This is a genomic window from Bacillus sp. N3378-2at (assembly GCF_033412715.1).
Taxonomy (GTDB): domain Bacteria; phylum Bacillota; class Bacilli; order Bacillales; family Bacillaceae; genus Bacillus; species Bacillus subtilis.
Window position 1 is genome coordinate 2,728,231 of record NZ_CP117986.1, and the last position, 19,270, is coordinate 2,747,500.

Below are 19,270 nucleotides of genomic sequence, written 5' to 3' on the forward strand. Positions count from 1 at the left end.
TCAAAAATATGGTTAAGTCCTCGATCGATTAGTATCTGTCAGCTCCATGTGTCGCCACACTTCCACCTCAGACCTATCAACCTGATCATCTTTCAGGGATCTTACTTCCTTGCGGAATGGGAAATCTCATCTTGAGGGGGGCTTCATGCTTAGATGCTTTCAGCACTTATCCCGTCCGCACATAGCTACCCAGCGATGCCCTTGGCAGAACAACTGGTACACCAGCGGTGCGTCCATCCCGGTCCTCTCGTACTAAGGACAGCTCCTCTCAAATTTCCTGCGCCCGCGACGGATAGGGACCGAACTGTCTCACGACGTTCTGAACCCAGCTCGCGTACCGCTTTAATGGGCGAACAGCCCAACCCTTGGGACCGACTACAGCCCCAGGATGCGATGAGCCGACATCGAGGTGCCAAACCTCCCCGTCGATGTGGACTCTTGGGGGAGATAAGCCTGTTATCCCCGGGGTAGCTTTTATCCGTTGAGCGATGGCCCTTCCATGCGGAACCACCGGATCACTAAGCCCGACTTTCGTCCCTGCTCGACTTGTAGGTCTCGCAGTCAAGCTCCCTTGTGCCTTTACACTCTGCGAATGATTTCCAACCATTCTGAGGGAACCTTTGGGCGCCTCCGTTACCTTTTAGGAGGCGACCGCCCCAGTCAAACTGCCCACCTGACACTGTCTCCCCGCCCGATAAGGGCGGCGGGTTAGAAGGTCAATACAGCCAGGGTAGTATCCCACCGATGCCTCCACCGAAGCTAGCGCTCCGGTTTCCAAGGCTCCTACCTATCCTGTACAAGCTGTACCAACATTCAATATCAGGCTGCAGTAAAGCTCCACGGGGTCTTTCCGTCCTGTCGCGGGTAACCTGCATCTTCACAGGTACTATAATTTCACCGAGTCTCTCGTTGAGACAGTGCCCAGATCGTTGCGCCTTTCGTGCGGGTCGGAACTTACCCGACAAGGAATTTCGCTACCTTAGGACCGTTATAGTTACGGCCGCCGTTTACTGGGGCTTCAATTCGCACCTTCGCTTACGCTAAGCGCTCCTCTTAACCTTCCAGCACCGGGCAGGCGTCAGCCCCTATACTTCGCCTTACGGCTTCGCAGAGACCTGTGTTTTTGCTAAACAGTCGCCTGGGCCTATTCACTGCGGCTCTCTCGGGCTTGCACCCTAACAGAGCACCCCTTCTCCCGAAGTTACGGGGTCATTTTGCCGAGTTCCTTAACGAGAGTTCTCTCGATCACCTTAGGATTCTCTCCTCGCCTACCTGTGTCGGTTTGCGGTACGGGCACCTCTCACCTCGCTAGAGGCTTTTCTTGGCAGTGTGGAATCAGGAACTTCGCTACTATATTTCGCTCGCCATCACAGCTCAGCCTTATGGGAAACGGATTTGCCTATTTCCCAGCCTAACTGCTTGGACGCGGATATCCAATACCGCGCTTACCCTATCCTCCTGCGTCCCCCCATTGCTCAAATGGTGAGGAGGTGGTACAGGAATATCAACCTGTTGTCCATCGCCTACGCCTTTCGGCCTCGGCTTAGGTCCCGACTAACCCTGAGCGGACGAGCCTTCCTCAGGAAACCTTAGGCATTCGGTGGAGGGGATTCTCACCCCTCTTTCGCTACTCATACCGGCATTCTCACTTCTAAGCGCTCCACCAGTCCTTCCGGTCTGGCTTCACAGCCCTTAGAACGCTCTCCTACCACTGTTCGAAGAACAGTCCGCAGCTTCGGTGATACGTTTAGCCCCGGTACATTTTCGGCGCAGAGTCACTCGACCAGTGAGCTATTACGCACTCTTTAAATGGTGGCTGCTTCTAAGCCAACATCCTGGTTGTCTAAGCAACTCCACATCCTTTTCCACTTAACGTATACTTTGGGACCTTAGCTGGCGGTCTGGGCTGTTTCCCTTTCGACTACGGATCTTATCACTCGCAGTCTGACTCCCAAGGATAAGTCATTGGCATTCGGAGTTTGACTGAATTCGGTAACCCGGTAGGGGCCCCTAGTCCAATCAGTGCTCTACCTCCAAGACTCTTACCTTGAGGCTAGCCCTAAAGCTATTTCGGAGAGAACCAGCTATCTCCAGGTTCGATTGGCATTTCACCCCTACCCACACCTCATCCCCGCACTTTTCAACGTGCGTGGGTTCGGGCCTCCATTCAGTGTTACCTGAACTTCACCCTGGACATGGGTAGATCACCTGGTTTCGGGTCTACGACCACGTACTCATGCGCCCTATTCAGACTCGCTTTCGCTGCGGCTCCGCATCTTCTGCTTAACCTTGCACGGGATCGTAACTCGCCGGTTCATTCTACAAAAGGCACGCCATCACCCGTTAACGGGCTCTGACTACTTGTAGGCACACGGTTTCAGGATCTCTTTCACTCCCCTTCCGGGGTGCTTTTCACCTTTCCCTCACGGTACTGGTTCACTATCGGTCACTAGGGAGTATTTAGCCTTGGGAGATGGTCCTCCCGGATTCCGACGGAATTTCACGTGTTCCGCCGTACTCAGGATCCACTCAGGAGAGAACGAAGTTTTGACTACAGGGCTGTTACCTCCTATGGCGGGCCTTTCCAGACCTCTTCATCTACCTCGTTCTTTTGTAACTCCGTACAGAGTGTCCTACAACCCCAAGAGGCAAGCCTCTTGGTTTGGGCTAATCCCGTTTCGCTCGCCGCTACTCAGGGAATCGCATTTGCTTTCTCTTCCTCCGGGTACTTAGATGTTTCAGTTCCCCGGGTCTGCCTTCTCATATCCTATGAATTCAGATATGGATACCACTCCATTACGAGTGGTGGGTTTCCCCATTCGGAAATCTCCGGATCAAAGCTTGCTTACAGCTCCCCGAAGCATATCGGTGTTCGTCCCGTCCTTCATCGGCTCCTAGTGCCAAGGCATCCACCGTGCGCCCTTTCTAACTTAACCGTTAAAAAGAACCACTATGTGATATCTTGTATTACTAATTGAATGTGATGTCTACTGTTATCTAGTTTTCAAAGAACACGTTGGTGGAGCCTAGCGGGATCGAACCGCTGACCTCCTGCGTGCAAAGCAGGCGCTCTCCCAGCTGAGCTAAGGCCCCGTTATATAAGATGGTGGGCCTGAGTGGACTCGAACCACCGACCTCACGCTTATCAGGCGTGCGCTCTAACCAGCTGAGCTACAGGCCCATCTTAACTTATTCAAGGAACAAAGTTCCTTCAAAACTAAACAAGACAGGGAACGTTCTGTTTATAAGACCCAAGGTCTTATATTCCGTAAAATATCCTTAGAAAGGAGGTGATCCAGCCGCACCTTCCGATACGGCTACCTTGTTACGACTTCACCCCAATCATCTGTCCCACCTTCGGCGGCTGGCTCCTAAAAGGTTACCTCACCGACTTCGGGTGTTACAAACTCTCGTGGTGTGACGGGCGGTGTGTACAAGGCCCGGGAACGTATTCACCGCGGCATGCTGATCCGCGATTACTAGCGATTCCAGCTTCACGCAGTCGAGTTGCAGACTGCGATCCGAACTGAGAACAGATTTGTGGGATTGGCTTAACCTCGCGGTTTCGCTGCCCTTTGTTCTGTCCATTGTAGCACGTGTGTAGCCCAGGTCATAAGGGGCATGATGATTTGACGTCATCCCCACCTTCCTCCGGTTTGTCACCGGCAGTCACCTTAGAGTGCCCAACTGAATGCTGGCAACTAAGATCAAGGGTTGCGCTCGTTGCGGGACTTAACCCAACATCTCACGACACGAGCTGACGACAACCATGCACCACCTGTCACTCTGCCCCCGAAGGGGACGTCCTATCTCTAGGATTGTCAGAGGATGTCAAGACCTGGTAAGGTTCTTCGCGTTGCTTCGAATTAAACCACATGCTCCACCGCTTGTGCGGGCCCCCGTCAATTCCTTTGAGTTTCAGTCTTGCGACCGTACTCCCCAGGCGGAGTGCTTAATGCGTTAGCTGCAGCACTAAGGGGCGGAAACCCCCTAACACTTAGCACTCATCGTTTACGGCGTGGACTACCAGGGTATCTAATCCTGTTCGCTCCCCACGCTTTCGCTCCTCAGCGTCAGTTACAGACCAGAGAGTCGCCTTCGCCACTGGTGTTCCTCCACATCTCTACGCATTTCACCGCTACACGTGGAATTCCACTCTCCTCTTCTGCACTCAAGTTCCCCAGTTTCCAATGACCCTCCCCGGTTGAGCCGGGGGCTTTCACATCAGACTTAAGAAACCGCCTGCGAGCCCTTTACGCCCAATAATTCCGGACAACGCTTGCCACCTACGTATTACCGCGGCTGCTGGCACGTAGTTAGCCGTGGCTTTCTGGTTAGGTACCGTCAAGGTACCGCCCTATTCGAACGGTACTTGTTCTTCCCTGACAACAGAGCTTTACGATCCGAAAACCTTCATCACTCACGCGGCGTTGCTCCGTCAGACTTTCGTCCATTGCGGAAGATTCCCTACTGCTGCCTCCCGTAGGAGTCTGGGCCGTGTCTCAGTCCCAGTGTGGCCGATCACCCTCTCAGGTCGGCTACGCATCGTTGCCTTGGTGAGCCATTACCTCACCAACTAGCTAATGCGCCGCGGGTCCATCTGTAAGTGGTAGCCGAAGCCACCTTTTATGTTTGAACCATGCGGTTCAAACAACCATCCGGTATTAGCCCCGGTTTCCCGGAGTTATCCCAGTCTTACAGGAAGGTTACCCACGTGTTACTCACCCGTCCGCCGCTAACATCAGGGAGCAAGCTCCCATCTGTCCGCTCGACTTGCATGTATTAGGCACGCCGCCAGCGTTCGTCCTGAGCCAGGATCAAACTCTCCGATAAAGTAGTTTGACTGACTACGCACATCGCTGTGCGATTTTTAAAAACTGAATTAACAGGCACGTTTTGTCTTGTTTAGTTTTCAAAGAACTTTGTTTACCGCTCGTTTAAGCGACTTTATTATCATAACATTTACCGTCGCTACTGTCAACAACTTTTTTAACATTTTCTTTTCAAAAAAGCTGTTCGTCATCAGCGACGTATACTAGAATAACACCTTCGGTTGTCTAAGTCAATACATAATATCAATTAAATGATAAATTGCTTAATAACGACTAACGCAGCTATTCCGGGTATCCCTAAAATTCCGCTGATAGCTGTTGTAACCAGATTAATCGGCACATGAATGCCAAGACTGCCGCCAAACATATTTACACAAACCAGCAGCAAAGCACCTGCCACAAATTTAACAGCTGTGATGCCAATCCACTTTAAAGGCTTCGCAGCTGAACCTGATAAAAAAAGAAGAATAACCAATCCTAAAATAATCCCAATAATAAAAATAGGCTCCATGAATCTTCTCATCTCCTTCGCTTGTTCTAGTACAAGCTTATGAGAAGATCCAGGAGTTTAGACCACTTACTTCCACCGGCTGATTTTTAAATTTCGCTGCTTCGCTTCCCTTAAGTAAAAAAAATACTTCGCTTCAGCTACTTTCAGTTCGTATAACACTTCAGCAGACGGTTCTAAGCTTTTTTCGACCAGCTTTTTTTGCCTGTTCCACTCTTCCTTTTGCTTAAAAAGCTGCTCGGTTAGTTTTTCATCAAACTCTCTTCTTAATGTTTTCTTGCGAAGAAAACCCATGGATCGCTTTTTCCTCCTTACAATTCGCGTCTTCCTTCAAGTGCTTTAGAAAGAGTGACCTCGTCAGCATATTCCAAGTCACCGCCGACGGGCAGTCCGTGGGCAATACGGGAGAGCTTAATACCAGACGGCTTGAGGAGCCTTGATATATACATCGCCGTTGCTTCCCCTTCTATATTAGGGTTTGTCGCGAGGATCACTTCTGTCACTTGATCATCCTGTAATCGTTTTAACAATTCTGGTATTTTAATATCCTCCGGTCCAATGCCGTCCATTGGAGAAATAGCGCCGTGAAGAACGTGATACTGTCCGTTGTATTCCTTCATTTTCTCCATAGCGATAACATCCTTAGGGTCTTGCACAACACAGATAACAGACTTATCCCTGCGCGTATCTTCACATATATAGCAAGGGTCCTGATCTGTAATATGCCCGCAAACTGAACAATATGTCAGGTTGCGTTTCGCATTTACTAATGCTTTCGCAAAATCTAATACTACATCTTCTTTCATACCTAGAACAAAAAAAGCCAGACGAACCGCTGTTTTCGGTCCGATCCCTGGCAATTTCATAAAGCTGTCAATCAGCTTTGATATTGGTTCAGGATATTGCATGTTCTTTTATCCCCCTAGAATAAACCTGGCATGTTCATTCCCTTTGTAAATTGACCCATTGTTTCGTTTGTGATTTCGTCAACTTTTTTCAAAGCTTCATTCGTTGCAGCAAGCACTAAATCTTGAAGCATATCAATATCTTCAGGATCAACGACTTCTTCTTTGATGATAACATCCAGGATTTCTTTTTGGCCGTTTGCTTTTACTGTTACCATACCGCCGCCTGCAGTTCCTTCAACAACCTTTTCTGCAAGCTCTTCTTGAGCCTTCGCCATGTCCTTTTGCATTTTTTGCATTTGTTTCATCATTTTTTGCATATTACCCATTCCGCCACGCATAGCATTCACTCTCTTTCATTTTGTTAGTCTTTTATTTCAATTAAATCCGCTCCAACAAGCTTTTTCGCTTCGGCAATAAGCGGGTCTTCTTCAGCCGGTTCATTTGATCCTTCATTTTCCTGCTGATGATCTTCTAAAAATTCTTCTCTTATTTTACCCCATTGTGCTTCTGGAACGCCAATCAAATCCATTCTTTTTCCGAGCATCGATTCTAAAATCTGCTCAAGATTAGTCCGGACTCCGTTGTTATCCTCAGCAACCATTTTACAATGAATTTCATATTTGAATTTCAGAACAAATGCCGCCGATCCGGCAGCCACAGGTTCACTGTCATTCAGCAAAGCGGCATGCGATACTTTGTTTTGCTGTTTGAGATGAGCAAGAAGCTTGCCCCAACTGTTTCTGAGCAGATCAAGATCCGGTCTTGTGGCTTCCTTCAAAATCTCATGAATTCTGCCTACTGGCGCTTTGTAATTGGATTTCCCGCCCTTTGGCACACGCGGCGCTTCTTTTTTCGGGCTTTCCGCAGCTGCTTTTATGCCCGTTGTTTTGAGCCGCTCTACTTCCTGTTCGAGCTGCTGGATTTTTTTCATCAGCATATCCACTTCCGGGAGATCAGCAGCAGATTGATGTGAGGTTTGGCAAATCTTCACAACGGCCACTTCGAAAAAGATACGCGGATGATTTGTCCATTTCATTTCCTGATGGCTCTTGTTCAGAATATCAATCATTTCATATAGGGCCTGAGCCGGAATTTGTTCACTTAGTTTCCGGAACGTTTCATCGACTTTTACTTTCTCAAGCACTCCCTCTAAGCCAGGGGCTGTTTTGTACAGCAGCATGTCCCTGAAATAGAAAATCATATCTTCTATCAGCTTAGCTGGATCTTTTCCTTGCTGAAGCAATTCATTTAATGTTTCCAGTGCGTCAGAAACGTTTTTATCATGCAGGGATTGTGCAAGCTTCCCGATATATAATTGAGAAACAGCACCCGTAATTAAAAGCGCATCTTCGACTTTCAGGATATCGCCGCTGAATGATATGGCCTGATCAAGAAGGCTCAGGGCATCCCTCATCCCTCCGTCTGCAGCACTCGCGATGATATCCAGCGATCCTTCCTCCACTTGCAGCTGTTCAGCATCAACAATTTTATTCATGCGCCCTACAATCGCTTGGGAGGTAATTCGTTTAAAGTCAAAACGCTGACATCTAGAGATAATGGTTAAAGGAATTTTGTGCGGTTCAGTTGTTGCTAATATGAAGATACAATGCTCAGGCGGCTCTTCTAATGTTTTTAGTAATGCATTAAAAGCGCCGATAGAAAGCATATGCACCTCATCTATGATATATACCTTATATGTGACGGCCGATGGGGCAAACTTCACTTTATCGCGAATGTCACGAATCTCATCAACACCGTTATTAGAAGCGGCGTCAATTTCTATGACATCGGATATTGACCCGTTTGTTATCCCTTTACAGGCCGCACATTCGTTGCATGGCTCATCAACAGGAGCATGTTCACAGTTGACAGCCTTAGCAAATATTTTGGCTGCACTGGTTTTTCCGGTTCCTCTTGGCCCGGAAAACAGATAGGCGTGAGAAAACTTTTTTTGCAAAAGGGCATTTTGCAGCGTTTTTGTAATGTGTTCTTGTCCGACCACATCTTCAAAGCGCTGAGGCCTGAATACTCGATATAAAGCTTGGTAACTCACGGGTTTGCCCTCCTCCGTTATTCATCATTCCCATTATACATGAACCTTGTTTCGATTCCAAAAGCTCTTTTTACATAACAAAAAACTCACCTAATGTTAGGTGAGTCTGAAAATTTGATGATTGATTTACCGTGCACCTTCTGTCGATTCGCTACCCTAAGCGTTACTTAAGCAGTTAGCTCGGCCCAGGCAACCCTGCGGCACATGAGAGGTTTCACTTAATGCTGCTTCCTTCCGGACCTGACATGGTTCATGAATTCCCATTGCGCAGGACCCAAACGTCAACACCACTTACTTAAGGCAGGCCTTAAAGTAAACGAACCTCGAGAAGGGATTCGGCCCTGCTAGAGCGGATTGCAGGTACAGGGCACCGCTACCTCCCCGCTTAGCACGGCAAAATAAATATCAAATTTTATGTTGCATCTATTACGATGCACACTTAAGTATATCTGTTTCCCCTAAAAATTGCAACCGTACTATTCAGACAAGTTTTTCCTGGCGGCTTTCTTCTTTTTTCTTAGTTCTCTGAAAAACGCACTGAGCATTCCGCCGCATTCTTCCTCAAGTACACCGCTCACCACTTCAGCCTGATGATTAAAGCGTTCCTCCTGAAGAAGGTTCATTAGTGTGCCTGAACAGCCGCCTTTCGGATCAAATGCGCCAAAAACCACTTTTTCCACTCGAGAAAGTACGACGGCACCAGCACACATTGGACATGGCTCAAGCGTCACATAAAGAGTCGCACCTTCCAGCCGCCATGTTCCGAGTGCCTTACATGCTTCATCAATTACAAGCATTTCTGCATGGGCAATAGATCGTTGCTCAGTCTCTCTTAAATTATGTGCACGCGCTATAATTTCATCATTAACGACAAGCACCGCACCTATTGGCACTTCACCTTTCTCTTCAGCCTTTTTCGCTTCTTTAATTGCTTCTTTCATATAAAGTTCATCTTGTGTCATAAGGATAAGCTCTCTTTTCAAAGTTTTTTCATCGCCTAAAAAGGCTACATATTAACTATAACTGAAACGGAAAGGAGACTGTCGATTGTCCAAAGCAGATACAGCCCTTCTCATTGTAGACATGATCAATAATTTTGAATTCGATATGGGAGAAACCCTCGCTAAAAAAACAGAAAAAATCGTTCCTCATATTTTATCATTAAAGGAGCACGCGAGACAAAATGAATGGCCGATTATTTACATCAATGATCATTATGGACTTTGGCAAGCTGACATTAAAAACATTCAGCAAGAATGCACAAATGAAAGAAGCAAGGATATCATCACAAAGATAGCTCCGAAAGATGCTGATTATTTTTTAATCAAACCGAAACATTCCGCTTTCTACGAAACTGCACTTCACACCCTTCTTACTGAGTTGCAGGTGAGACATATTATCTTAACAGGTATAGCCGGCAATATATGTGTGCTGTTTACTGCTAATGACGCTTATATGAGGGAATACAGCATCACGATTCCTAAGGACTGTATCGCGTCAAACAGTGACGAAGATAACGAATTCGCCTTAACTATGATGGAGAATGTTCTTTTCGCAGAAATTACGACGGAAGAACAAATTACAGAAAAATAAACATGATCAGCGCTTTTCTTTCATACATTGATAGCGATATGAAAGGAGGCGTTTTTCATTCAAATTTATGTGGTAAAACAAGGCGACACTCTTTCTGCTATCGCTTCACAATACAGAACAACCGCAAATGAGATCGCTGAAACGAATGAAATACCGAATCCCGACAGCCTTGTTGTCGGACAAACCATTGTCATTCCAATAGCTGGCCAGTTCTATGATGTGAAGCGAGGTGATACCCTGACATCTATCGCCCGGCAGTTCAATACAACGGCAGCCGAGCTCGCAAGGGTTAACCGCATCCAGTTAAATACCGTGCTTCAGATTGGTTTCCGTTTATACATCCCACCATCTCCTAAACGAGACATCGAATCAAATGCTTATTTGGAGCCCCGAGGAAATCAAGTCAGCGAAAATCTCCAGCAGGCGGCCAGAGAATCGTCGCCCTACTTAACGTACCTTGGCGCATTCAGCTTCCAGGCACAGCGTAACGGAACCTTAGTCGCACCGCCTTTAACGAATTTAAGGAGCATTACAGAAAGTCAAAATACAACATTGATGATGATTATAACGAACCTAGAAAACCAAGCATTCAGCGATGAACTTGGCCGGATCCTTTTGAACGACGAAACTGTAAAAAGACGGCTTCTAAATGAAATAGTCGAGAATGCCAGAAGATATGGCTTCCGTGACATTCATTTCGACTTTGAATATTTGCGGCCCCAGGATAGAGAGGCTTATAATCAATTCCTCCGCGAAGCAAGGGATCTTTTTCATCGAGAGGGCTTAGAAATTTCTACGGCTCTTGCTCCTAAAACAAGTGCAACACAGCAGGGCAGATGGTATGAAGCTCATGATTACAGGGCACATGGCCAAATTGTCGACTTTGTTGTTCTCATGACATATGAATGGGGCTATAGCGGCGGGCCGCCTCAAGCGGTTTCTCCAATTGGACCTGTCCGTGATGTCATAGAATATGCTTTGACTGAAATGCCTGCGAACAAAATTGTCATGGGCCAGAATTTATATGGATATGACTGGACGCTGCCATATACAGCAGGGGGAACTCCGGCAAGAGCAGTAAGCCCTCAGCAAGCCATTGTCATAGCTGATCAGAACAATGCTTCCATTCAGTATGATCAAACCGCTCAAGCTCCTTTCTTCCGCTATACTGATGCAGAAAACAGAAGGCACGAGGTATGGTTCGAGGATGCCCGCTCGATTCAAGCAAAATTCAATCTGATTAAAGAGCTGAATTTAAGAGGCATCAGCTATTGGAAGCTGGGTCTTTCCTTTCCACAAAACTGGCTGCTGCTGTCTGATCAATTTAATGTTGTCAAAAAGACGTTTCGATAATTTGGAAACGTCTTTTTTTCATGGGGGCACCCAAGGGTTGTGATACAATATGAAGGTCGGTAACTGACGCACGTTTTTCAGATATAAGGAGGATTCCGATGAATACAGCCCCTTTTATTGCAATAGAAGGTCCTATCGGGGCAGGAAAAACAACTCTCGCAACGATGCTCTCACAAGAATTCGGATTCCCTATGATCAATGAGATTGTAGAGGATAACCCGTACCTTGATAAGTTTTATGACAATATAGAGGAATGGAGCTTCCAGCTCGAGATGTTTTTTCTTTGTCACAGATACAAACAGCTTGAAGACACCAGTGATCACTTTTTAAAAAAGGGACAGCCTGTAATAGCTGATTATCATATTTATAAAAATGTGATTTTTGCGGAACGCACCTTGTCTCCACATCAGCTGGAAAAATACAAAAAGATATATCACCTGCTAACGGATGATCTGCCAAAGCCGAATTTCATCATTTACATAAAGGCCAGTCTGCCTACATTGCTACACCGCATTGAAAAACGCGGGCGCCCCTTTGAGAAAAAAATTGAAACTAGCTATTTGGAGCAGCTGATTTCAGATTATGAAGTCGCCATCAAGCAGCTGCAGGAAGCAGACCCTGAACTTACAGTGTTAACCGTAGATGGTGATTCAAAGGATTTCGTTTTGAATAAGAGCGACTTTGAACGCATTGCCGCCCATGTAAAGGAGCTTATCGTATGAAGGAACATCATATCCCTAACAATTCAATTATTACAGTAGCAGGAACAGTAGGTGTCGGAAAATCGACTTTAACAAAAACTTTAGCTAAACGGCTTGGATTTAAAACATCGTTGGAGGAAGTCGATCATAATCCATACTTGGAAAAGTTCTATCATGATTTTGAACGTTGGAGCTTTCACCTTCAAATTTACTTCTTAGCTGAACGCTTCAAAGAACAGAAAACAATTTTTGAAGCCGGCGGAGGTTTTGTACAGGATCGTTCGATTTATGAAGATACAGGAATTTTCGCAAAAATGCATGCTGATAAAGGGACAATGTCAAAGGTTGATTATAAGACTTACACAAGCCTTTTCGAAGCAATGGTAATGACACCGTATTTCCCACACCCAGATGTGTTGATCTATTTAGAAGGAGATCTGGAGAACATTTTAAACCGGATTGAACAACGCGGCCGTGAGATGGAGCTTCAGACAAGCAGGTCTTATTGGGAAGAAATGCATACACGCTACGAGAACTGGATAAGCGGTTTTAATGCCTGCCCTGTTTTAAAACTTCGCATTGAAGATTATGATCTTCTGAACGACGAAAACTCGATTGAAAATATTGTAGATCAAATTGCTTCAGTTATTCATGATAATCAAAAAAAGTGAATCTCAGTCGAGATTCACTTTTTCTTTAAAATAAAAAATCCGCCGCACCGAATGCAACGGACAAAACAATCTCCAATATATGCTTGTGTTTCATTAGAATTAAAATCAATATGGCGGAGGAAGAGGGATTCGAACCCCCGCGGGCTTTGACACCCCTGTCGGTTTTCAAGACCGATCCCTTCAGCCGGACTTGGGTATTCCTCCGTATCGACAAGACTTACTATATCACGTATGTTCTCGTGTGGTCAAGCATTTTTAAAAACTTTTTTTGTTTTTATGAAAATGCCGTGTTTACATAAGCAAAAAGGCGCACCTTGTCAGGCACGCCTTTCCATAATTTACGGTTTCATTACTTCTCTATTCCCCATATAAGGACGAAGCACTTTCGGAATCACAACGCTTCCGTCTTCCTGCTGATAATTTTCTAAGATAGCGGCAACTGTTCTTCCAACCGCCAGTCCTGAACCGTTCAGTGTGTGTACATGCTCAGGCTTGCCTTTCGCTTCACGTCTGAATCGAATATTCGCACGTCTCGCCTGGAACGCTTCGAAGTTGCTGCAAGAAGAGATTTCTCGATATGTGTCTTGGCTTGGAATCCAAACTTCGATATCGTATTTTTTCGCAGCCGTAAAGCCTAAATCACCCGTACACATGCTCATGACACGGTATGGAAGCTCAAGCAGCTGAAGAACCCGTTCTGCTTGGTTTGTAAGCTTCTCTAATTCTTCATAAGAATCTTCAGGCTTCACAAACTTTACAAGCTCAACTTTATTAAATTGGTGCTGACGAATTAATCCGCGTGTGTCACGTCCTGCTGAACCAGCTTCAGAACGGAAGCAAGCACTGAATGCCGCATAGTTGATCGGCAGGCTGTCACCTGAAAGGATTTCATCGCGATGCATGTTTGTAATCGGCACTTCCGCCGTTGGAATTAAGAAATAATCTTCTTCTCTGATTTTAAATGCATCCTCTTCAAATTTAGGAAGCTGCCCCGTTCCCGTCATGCTTGCGCGGTTTACCATATATGGCGGGATCACTTCAGTGTAGTTATACTCATCCACATGCAGATCAAGCATAAAGTTATAAAGCGCACGCTCCAGACGAGCACCTAAGCCTTTATAGAACACGAAACGGCTTCCTGTTACTTTGGCAGCACGTTCAAAATCCAGAATACCCAGCTCATCCGCAATATCCCAGTGCGGCTTCGGCTCATAAGCAAATGAAGGCTTTTCACCCCATTTACGCACTTCTACGTTGTCGTCTTCTGTTTCACCGACAGGTACAGACTCATGCGGAATATTCGGGATTGAGAGAAGGATTGTATCAAGCTCAGCTTCCACTGTTCGCAATTCTTCATCAAGCTTTTTAATTTCCTCGCCGACTTCACGCATTTCTTTAATAATGTGATCCGCTTCTTTTTTCTCACGCTTCAGCACAGCAACCTGCTGAGAAACTTCATTTCGTTTTCCTTTTAACTCTTCAACCTTGCCGATAAGCTCTCTTCGTCTATCATCCAGCGCCTCAAACTTATCAAAATCAGTTAAGTCTTCGCCTTTGTGTACAAGCTTTGCTTTAATTTCTTGAAAATTTGCTCTCAGCATTTTCGTATCAAGCATGCGAAACACTCCTTTTTTTATTGATTTGTCGAAAATAAAAAGAGCCCTCATCCCCATAAAGGGACGAGAGCTCTCGCGTTGCCACCCTGATTGAAAACAAATCAAAGACTCGTTTTCCACTTTCAAACATAACGGTTATCCCGTAAATGCCTACTCGCTTCAGCATTTCGCTCAAGGATGGATTCAGACAGCATCTTTCACCGATTCGCACCAACCATCGGCTCTCTTAGAAAGAGAGGCTCCCTACTAGTTCCTATCAACGCTTTTCGATCTTTATTTGTGCTTATAATGTACTATAAGTTTCCACAGCTTTCAACTGTTTTATACAAGTGCCTTTTGCTTATATTCCTCAACCATTTCAACAAACAGCTGCGTCACTCGGTGATCTTCTGTCAGCTCCGGATGGAATGAGCAGCCAAGGAATTGCCCCTGTTTCGCGGCTACAATACGACCATTATGCTCCGATAGAACTTCAACATTTTCACCAGCTTCTAAAATATGCGGAGCACGGATGAATACCCCAGTAAAAGGCTCGTCCAAGCCTTTAATTGTTAAATCAGCTTCAAAGCTGTCAACCTGCCGGCCAAATGAATTACGTTCTACAACCACATTCAGAAGACCTAAATGAGGATTATCTGAACCGGCAATTTCTTTTGCTAATATAATTAATCCGGCACATGTTCCAAACATCGGTTTGCCCTGAGCAGCGAATTCACGAAGCGGCTCCATGAATTGATACGTATCGATCAAACGGCGCATCGTCGTGCTCTCACCGCCCGGCAAAATCAACCCGTCAACTTCGTTCAGCTGCTCCGGACGTTTTACGACAAGACCAGCCGCGCCGCATGCTTCAATCGCATGGATGTGCTCTCTAACTGCTCCTTGAAGTCCTAGTACACCTATTGTTAACATGTCAGCAGCGCTCCTATGTTCTTACCAGCCGCGTTCTTGCATACGCTGTTCTGGAAGTAAGTTTGAGATTTCAATCCCTTTCATTGCAGTACCAAGCTCTTTTGACAACTCAGCGATTAATTTGTAATCAGTAAAGTGAGTTGTTGCTTCCACAATTGCTTTCGCAAATTTAGCAGGGTTGTCTGATTTAAAAATACCAGAACCAACAAATACTCCGTCAGCACCAAGCTGCATCATGAGAGCAGCATCAGCTGGAGTTGCTACGCCGCCAGCGGCAAAGTTAACGACAGGAAGCTTGCCGTCTTTTTTAATTTGAAGAAGAAGCTCGTAAGGAGCACCTAGGTTTTTCGCTTCTGTCATTAGCTCATCCTCACTCATCGCAACTACTTTGCGCACTTGAGCGTTAACTTTACGCATATGGCGAACAGCCTCAACAATATTACCTGTTCCAGGCTCACCTTTTGTGCGAAGCATAGAAGCACCTTCCGCAATACGGCGTGTTGCTTCACCAAGATCACGGCAGCCACAAACAAAAGGAACTGTGTATTCATTTTTATTTAAATGAAATTCTTCATCAGCCGGCGTCAGAACTTCACTTTCATCAATATAGTCAACACCCATAGCTTCAAGCACACGCGCTTCAACAACATGTCCGATACGCGCTTTTGCCATTACAGGGATAGATACTGCATTCATTACTTCTTCCACGATTGTAGGGTCAGCCATACGGGCAACTCCTCCAGCCGCGCGAATATCTGCCGGCACACGTTCTAGCGCCATTACAGCGACAGCTCCAGCTTCTTCAGCGATTTTCGCTTGTTCCGCATTGATGACGTCCATGATGACGCCGCCTTTTTGCATTTCTGCCATTCCGCGTTTTACACGTTCAGTACCTGTTTGAGCCATTTCTTGGTCCCCCTAATCAAGGTATAGTTATATGATTTCTAATCCTTATTGTATCCTAGAAATCCAATAATTCATATGGATATAAACTATTTTATTCGGTTTTTAGTGCTTTGAAAATCATTTTTTATTAAAAATTGGATTTTTTCAGTATATTACGCGAAAGAGCCCTAACATCCATCAGAGCTCTTTCAATTGATTAAAACCAGCCGGTTACCGTATCAACAATGCTTCCCCAAATTCCGGCAAAAAATCCGCCGATACTGCGCATTGTCAAAACAAACCAGTTTGCTTTTTCTACATTTTCTTTTGTAACAAGGTCTACACCAGCCAGATCGCTGTTAAGGAATCCGTAATCCTTTTCATCACCTGTGTATTCCGCAGTCAGCTTCCCAACCTTGGTTCCTTTTTTCACAGGAGCAGTTAAGTTATCTTTATTCAGTGTGACCTTCGCTTTGTAATTCTTTTCCTCACCATTTTTGACAGGAAGAGAGAACGCCTTGTTTGTCACAATGCCTACTTCTTTCTCTTTACCCTTATCAACTGAAACTGTTTTATGGCCTTTTACTTGATCGCCTTCAGCATAAATTTCTTTCATGGAGAAATTGTCGAAAGCATAATCAAACATTTTCTTCGTTTCATCGAAACGGCCTGTATGAAGGTTGCCCTTTGCGTATAATACAACAGTGATGACACGCATACCGTTGCGTTCAGCTGTTCCTGTAAAGCATGAACCCGCAGAGTCAGTAGAACCTGTTTTCAGTCCGTCTACAGTCGCTTTTTTATACTCGCTGACAAGCCCCTTCAGCATAAAATTCCAGTTCGGCATGTCCATTTCATCATCGGTGCCTTCTCTGAATTTCGTTTTGGCGATACTGGAAGTCTCCAGTATCTCAGGGTAGTCAGTAATCAGGTGATCCGCAAGAATGGCCATATCCTTTGCAGAAACTTCACTTTCTTCATTTACGCTTGTCCCCTCAGGCTGATGCCCGTGAAGATCTTTGTTTTCAAGACCTGTTGCGTTAACAAATTTGTAATCTGTTAAGCCTAGTTCTTTTGCTTTTGCATTCATTTTTTCAACAAACTTAGTTTCAGAACCGGCAACGATTTCTGCAATCGCAATAGCAGCAGCATTTGCAGAATAAATTGCTGTAGCTTGATATAATTCTTTTACTGTGTATTTCCCGTCTTTCCGAAGAGGAACGTTTGATAAGCTGTTATCTTGGGAAATTTCATACACATAGTCATCAGGCGTATAGGTTTGGTCCCATTTCACTTTACCTTGATCAATTGCTTCTAATAACAGATACTCTGTCATCATTTTTGTCATACTCGCAATTGGCAGTCTCTTATCTGCATTTTTACTGTAAAGAATTTTACCTGAAGAAGCTTCGATCATAATAGCAGCAGATGCATTGATATCAATTGGATCGCTGGCTGCTTTTGCTTTTGACATTGGAGCCAGACACGTGACAGCTAGAGTTAACACAACCAATGACATCAGTAGCTGTTTACATTTCTTGATGTTCAATCGTACGACCTCCGTATTTCATTTTCTTCATCTATAATTAAGCCGTTAAGGACATTTTCAATGCACAACAGTATAAATTTTATCATAATCAGTATAAAAAAAATAGACAGAGTCAGAGACCCTGTCAAATGTTTTTAATTTGTAACAATTTATTATGAAATTGTATAGTTAGGTGATTCTTTTGTAATCTGTACGTCATGCGGATGGCTTTCGCGAAGTCCTGCGCCAGTCATGCGAATGAACTGAGCTTCTTCTCTTAGCGCACGCAGATCTTTGGACCCGCAATACCCCATACCAGAACGAAGGCCTCCGACTAGCTGATAAACGGTTTCTTCAACTGGCCCTTTGTAAGGTGTGCGTCCTTCAATTCCTTCAGGAACAAATTTTTTGTTTTCTTCTTGGAAGTAACGGTCTTTACTTCCTTTTTCCATTGCAGCAACTGATCCCATGCCGCGGTATACCTTAAATCTTCTGCCTTGGTAGATTTCAGTTTCACCAGGGCTTTCTGATGTGCCTGCAAGCAAGCTTCCGAGCATAACAGCATGTCCGCCGGCTGCCAATGCTTTAGTGATATCGCCAGAGAATTTAATCCCACCGTCGGCGATGATTGTTTTGCCGTGTTTTCTTGCTTCAGTCGCACAATCATAAATTGCTGTAATTTGCGGAACACCCACCCCGGCTACAACACGTGTAGTACAAATTGAACCAGGCCCTATTCCAACTTTGACAACGTCTGCTCCAGCTTCGATAAGCGCTCTTGTCGCTTCAGCTGTTGCCACGTTTCCAGCAATAATGTTTAATTCGGGATACGTTTCACGGATTTTTGTAACTGTGTTTAAAACGCCTTGAGAGTGTCCGTGAGCTGTATCGATAACAATCACATCAACATTGGCTTCAACAAGCTTTTTGACGCGAGTCATTGTATCGCCAGTTACACCAACTGCCGCGCCAACGATCAGGCGGCCGTGAATGTCTTTAGATGAGTTCGGGAACTCAATGACTTTTTCAATGTCTTTAATTGTGATAAGACCTTTTAATTTATTCTGGTCATCTACGAGAGGAAGCTTTTCAATTTTATGTTTTTGCAAAATCTTTTCAGCTTCATCCAGAGTAGTTCCTACAGATGCAGTAACTAGCTCTTCTTTCGTCATGACGTCGCTGATTTTCATTGAGTAGTCAGAAATAAAACGAAGGTCACGGTTTGTAATAATTCCAACAAGCTTCTGGTCTTCTTCGTTATTTACAATCGGAACACCGGAAATTCTGTATTTCCCCATCAAATGCTCCGCATCAAATACTTGGTGATCAGGAGTTAAAAAGAAGGGATTTGTGATAACGCCGCGCTCAGAACGCTTTACTTTATCAACTTGTTCAGCCTGCTGTTCAATGGACATATTTTTGTGAATGATGCCCAAGCCGCCCTGTCTTGCCATTGCAATTGCCATTGCTGATTCTGTTACAGTGTCCATACCTGCGCTGATGACAGGAATATTTAGCTTTAACGTTTTTGTAAGTTCTACAGATAAATCCACATCATGCGGAAGTACCTCAGACTTTGCTGGCACAAGCAGCACATCGTCGAACGTTAAGCCTTCTTTTGAAAATTTACTTTCCCACATTAGTAAATCCCCCTCTTTTCGGCAAAATATTATATGTAGATTATCAACTAGCCAAGAGCATGTCAAGGAA

Annotated in this window: 15 protein-coding genes, 3 tRNA genes, 2 rRNA genes, 1 other RNA gene and 1 other annotated feature; of the genes, 4 read left to right on the forward strand and 17 right to left on the reverse strand. The window is 45.1% G+C overall.

Annotated features, from left to right (window positions below; translation table 11 throughout):
- Positions 1-8: 8 nt before the first annotated feature.
- From PUN35_RS14705 to tadA, 11 genes are all read right to left on the reverse strand, one after another.
- Positions 9-2,936: ribosomal RNA gene (locus PUN35_RS14705) — 23S ribosomal RNA — on the reverse strand.
- An 81-nt stretch (positions 2,937-3,017) separates the two neighbouring features.
- Positions 3,018-3,093, reverse strand: a tRNA-Ala gene (locus PUN35_RS14710).
- An 11-nt stretch (positions 3,094-3,104) separates the two neighbouring features.
- Positions 3,105-3,181: transfer RNA gene (locus PUN35_RS14715), tRNA-Ile, on the reverse strand.
- 102 nt (positions 3,182-3,283) lie between these two features.
- Positions 3,284-4,833: ribosomal RNA gene (locus PUN35_RS14720) — 16S ribosomal RNA — on the reverse strand.
- The 16S and 23S rRNA genes sit together here with 2 tRNA genes alongside, the layout of an rRNA operon.
- Positions 4,834-5,079: 246 nt before the next feature.
- Entirely contained in the window at positions 5,080-5,343 is a 264-nt protein-coding gene (gene bofA, locus PUN35_RS14725; protein ID WP_003225421.1) for a sigma-K factor-processing regulator BofA, read from the reverse strand.
- A 66-nt stretch (positions 5,344-5,409) separates the two neighbouring features.
- Positions 5,410-5,634: a YaaL family protein gene (locus PUN35_RS14730; RefSeq protein ID WP_003242387.1), complete on the reverse strand. Its 225-nt coding sequence runs from the start codon at positions 5,632-5,634 to the stop codon at positions 5,410-5,412.
- A 17-nt stretch (positions 5,635-5,651) separates the two neighbouring features.
- On the reverse strand, positions 5,652-6,248 hold the full coding sequence (gene recR / locus PUN35_RS14735) for a recombination protein RecR (RefSeq protein ID WP_003225425.1): 597 nt from the start codon (positions 6,246-6,248) through the stop codon (positions 5,652-5,654).
- A gap of 14 nt (positions 6,249-6,262) precedes the next feature.
- Positions 6,263-6,586, reverse strand: coding sequence for a YbaB/EbfC family nucleoid-associated protein (locus tag PUN35_RS14740; RefSeq protein ID WP_003225427.1), 324 nt, complete (start codon positions 6,584-6,586; stop codon positions 6,263-6,265).
- 23 nt (positions 6,587-6,609) lie between these two features.
- Positions 6,610-8,301 (reverse strand): DNA polymerase III subunit gamma/tau, encoded by a 1,692-nt coding sequence (gene dnaX / locus PUN35_RS14745; protein ID WP_014478588.1) that lies wholly within the window; start codon positions 8,299-8,301, stop codon positions 6,610-6,612.
- Between the two features lie 129 nt (positions 8,302-8,430).
- Positions 8,431-8,695: signal recognition particle sRNA large type (gene ffs, locus PUN35_RS14750), an RNA gene on the reverse strand.
- 82 nt (positions 8,696-8,777) lie between these two features.
- Positions 8,778-9,263, reverse strand: coding sequence for a tRNA adenosine(34) deaminase TadA (gene tadA, locus PUN35_RS14755; protein WP_003226784.1), 486 nt, complete (start codon positions 9,261-9,263; stop codon positions 8,778-8,780).
- An 85-nt stretch (positions 9,264-9,348) separates the two neighbouring features.
- On the opposite strand from tadA, the gene PUN35_RS14760 reads away from it, so the two are divergent.
- The 4 genes from PUN35_RS14760 to dck all read left to right on the forward strand — a co-directional run bounded on the left by PUN35_RS14760 (position 9,349) and on the right by dck (position 12,619).
- Complete coding sequence (locus PUN35_RS14760) at positions 9,349-9,894, forward strand: cysteine hydrolase family protein (RefSeq protein ID WP_014478587.1); 546 nt, start codon at positions 9,349-9,351, stop codon at positions 9,892-9,894.
- Between the two features lie 69 nt (positions 9,895-9,963).
- Positions 9,964-11,247: a glycoside hydrolase family 18 protein gene (locus PUN35_RS14765; protein WP_014478586.1), complete on the forward strand. Its 1,284-nt coding sequence runs from the start codon at positions 9,964-9,966 to the stop codon at positions 11,245-11,247.
- A gap of 98 nt (positions 11,248-11,345) precedes the next feature.
- Entirely contained in the window at positions 11,346-11,969 is a 624-nt protein-coding gene (gene dgk, locus PUN35_RS14770) for a deoxyguanosine kinase (RefSeq protein WP_003226790.1), read from the forward strand.
- A complete protein-coding gene (dck, locus tag PUN35_RS14775; protein WP_014478585.1) occupies positions 11,966-12,619 on the forward strand; it encodes a deoxyadenosine/deoxycytidine kinase in 654 nt (217 codons plus the stop codon). Before dgk ends, dck begins: the two co-directional genes overlap by 4 nt.
- Before the next feature lie 111 nt (positions 12,620-12,730).
- Here dck and PUN35_RS14780 read toward each other — a convergent pair.
- The 6 genes from PUN35_RS14780 to guaB form a co-directional block, all read right to left on the reverse strand.
- Positions 12,731-12,823 (reverse strand) — tRNA-Ser (locus PUN35_RS14780).
- 134 nt (positions 12,824-12,957) lie between these two features.
- On the reverse strand, positions 12,958-14,235 hold the full coding sequence (serS, locus tag PUN35_RS14785) for a serine--tRNA ligase (RefSeq protein WP_021479916.1): 1,278 nt from the start codon (positions 14,233-14,235) through the stop codon (positions 12,958-12,960).
- A 56-nt stretch (positions 14,236-14,291) separates the two neighbouring features.
- Positions 14,292-14,504 (reverse strand) — a binding site (T-box leader).
- A 52-nt stretch (positions 14,505-14,556) separates the two neighbouring features.
- Positions 14,557-15,147: a pyridoxal 5'-phosphate synthase glutaminase subunit PdxT gene (pdxT, locus tag PUN35_RS14790; protein WP_003226797.1), complete on the reverse strand. Its 591-nt coding sequence runs from the start codon at positions 15,145-15,147 to the stop codon at positions 14,557-14,559.
- 21 nt (positions 15,148-15,168) lie between these two features.
- Positions 15,169-16,053, reverse strand: a complete 885-nt coding sequence (pdxS, locus tag PUN35_RS14795) for a pyridoxal 5'-phosphate synthase lyase subunit PdxS (protein WP_014478583.1) — start codon at positions 16,051-16,053, stop codon at positions 15,169-15,171.
- 196 nt (positions 16,054-16,249) lie between these two features.
- On the reverse strand, positions 16,250-17,581 hold the full coding sequence (gene dacA / locus PUN35_RS14800) for a D-alanyl-D-alanine carboxypeptidase (RefSeq protein WP_014478582.1): 1,332 nt from the start codon (positions 17,579-17,581) through the stop codon (positions 16,250-16,252).
- Between the two features lie 152 nt (positions 17,582-17,733).
- The gene (gene guaB, locus PUN35_RS14805; RefSeq protein WP_014478581.1) at positions 17,734-19,200 is read right to left on the reverse strand and encodes an IMP dehydrogenase; all 1,467 of its coding nucleotides are present in this window, start codon (positions 19,198-19,200) and stop codon (positions 17,734-17,736) included.
- Positions 19,201-19,270: the final 70 nt, after the last annotated feature.

Excerpts from the sequence above, each read along its gene's own strand:
- pdxS (WP_014478583.1), bottom strand. The coding sequence starts at position 16,053 with ATGGCTCAAACAGGTACTGAACGTGTAAAACGCGGAATGGCAGAAATG.
- recR (WP_003225425.1), bottom strand. The coding sequence starts at position 6,248 with ATGCAATATCCTGAACCAATATCAAAGCTGATTGACAGCTTTATGAAA.
- tadA (WP_003226784.1), bottom strand. The coding sequence starts at position 9,263 with ATGACACAAGATGAACTTTATATGAAAGAAGCAATTAAAGAAGCGAAA.
- bofA (WP_003225421.1), bottom strand. The coding sequence starts at position 5,343 with ATGGAGCCTATTTTTATTATTGGGATTATTTTAGGATTGGTTATTCTT.
- guaB (WP_014478581.1), bottom strand. The coding sequence starts at position 19,200 with ATGTGGGAAAGTAAATTTTCAAAAGAAGGCTTAACGTTCGACGATGTG.
- dgk (WP_003226790.1), top strand. The coding sequence starts at position 11,346 with ATGAATACAGCCCCTTTTATTGCAATAGAAGGTCCTATCGGGGCAGGA.
- PUN35_RS14740 (WP_003225427.1), bottom strand. The coding sequence starts at position 6,586 with ATGCGTGGCGGAATGGGTAATATGCAAAAAATGATGAAACAAATGCAA.
- serS (WP_021479916.1), bottom strand. The coding sequence starts at position 14,235 with ATGCTTGATACGAAAATGCTGAGAGCAAATTTTCAAGAAATTAAAGCA.
- pdxT (WP_003226797.1), bottom strand. The coding sequence starts at position 15,147 with ATGTTAACAATAGGTGTACTAGGACTTCAAGGAGCAGTTAGAGAGCAC.
- PUN35_RS14730 (WP_003242387.1), bottom strand. The coding sequence starts at position 5,634 with ATGGGTTTTCTTCGCAAGAAAACATTAAGAAGAGAGTTTGATGAAAAA.
- dck (WP_014478585.1), top strand. The coding sequence starts at position 11,966 with ATGAAGGAACATCATATCCCTAACAATTCAATTATTACAGTAGCAGGA.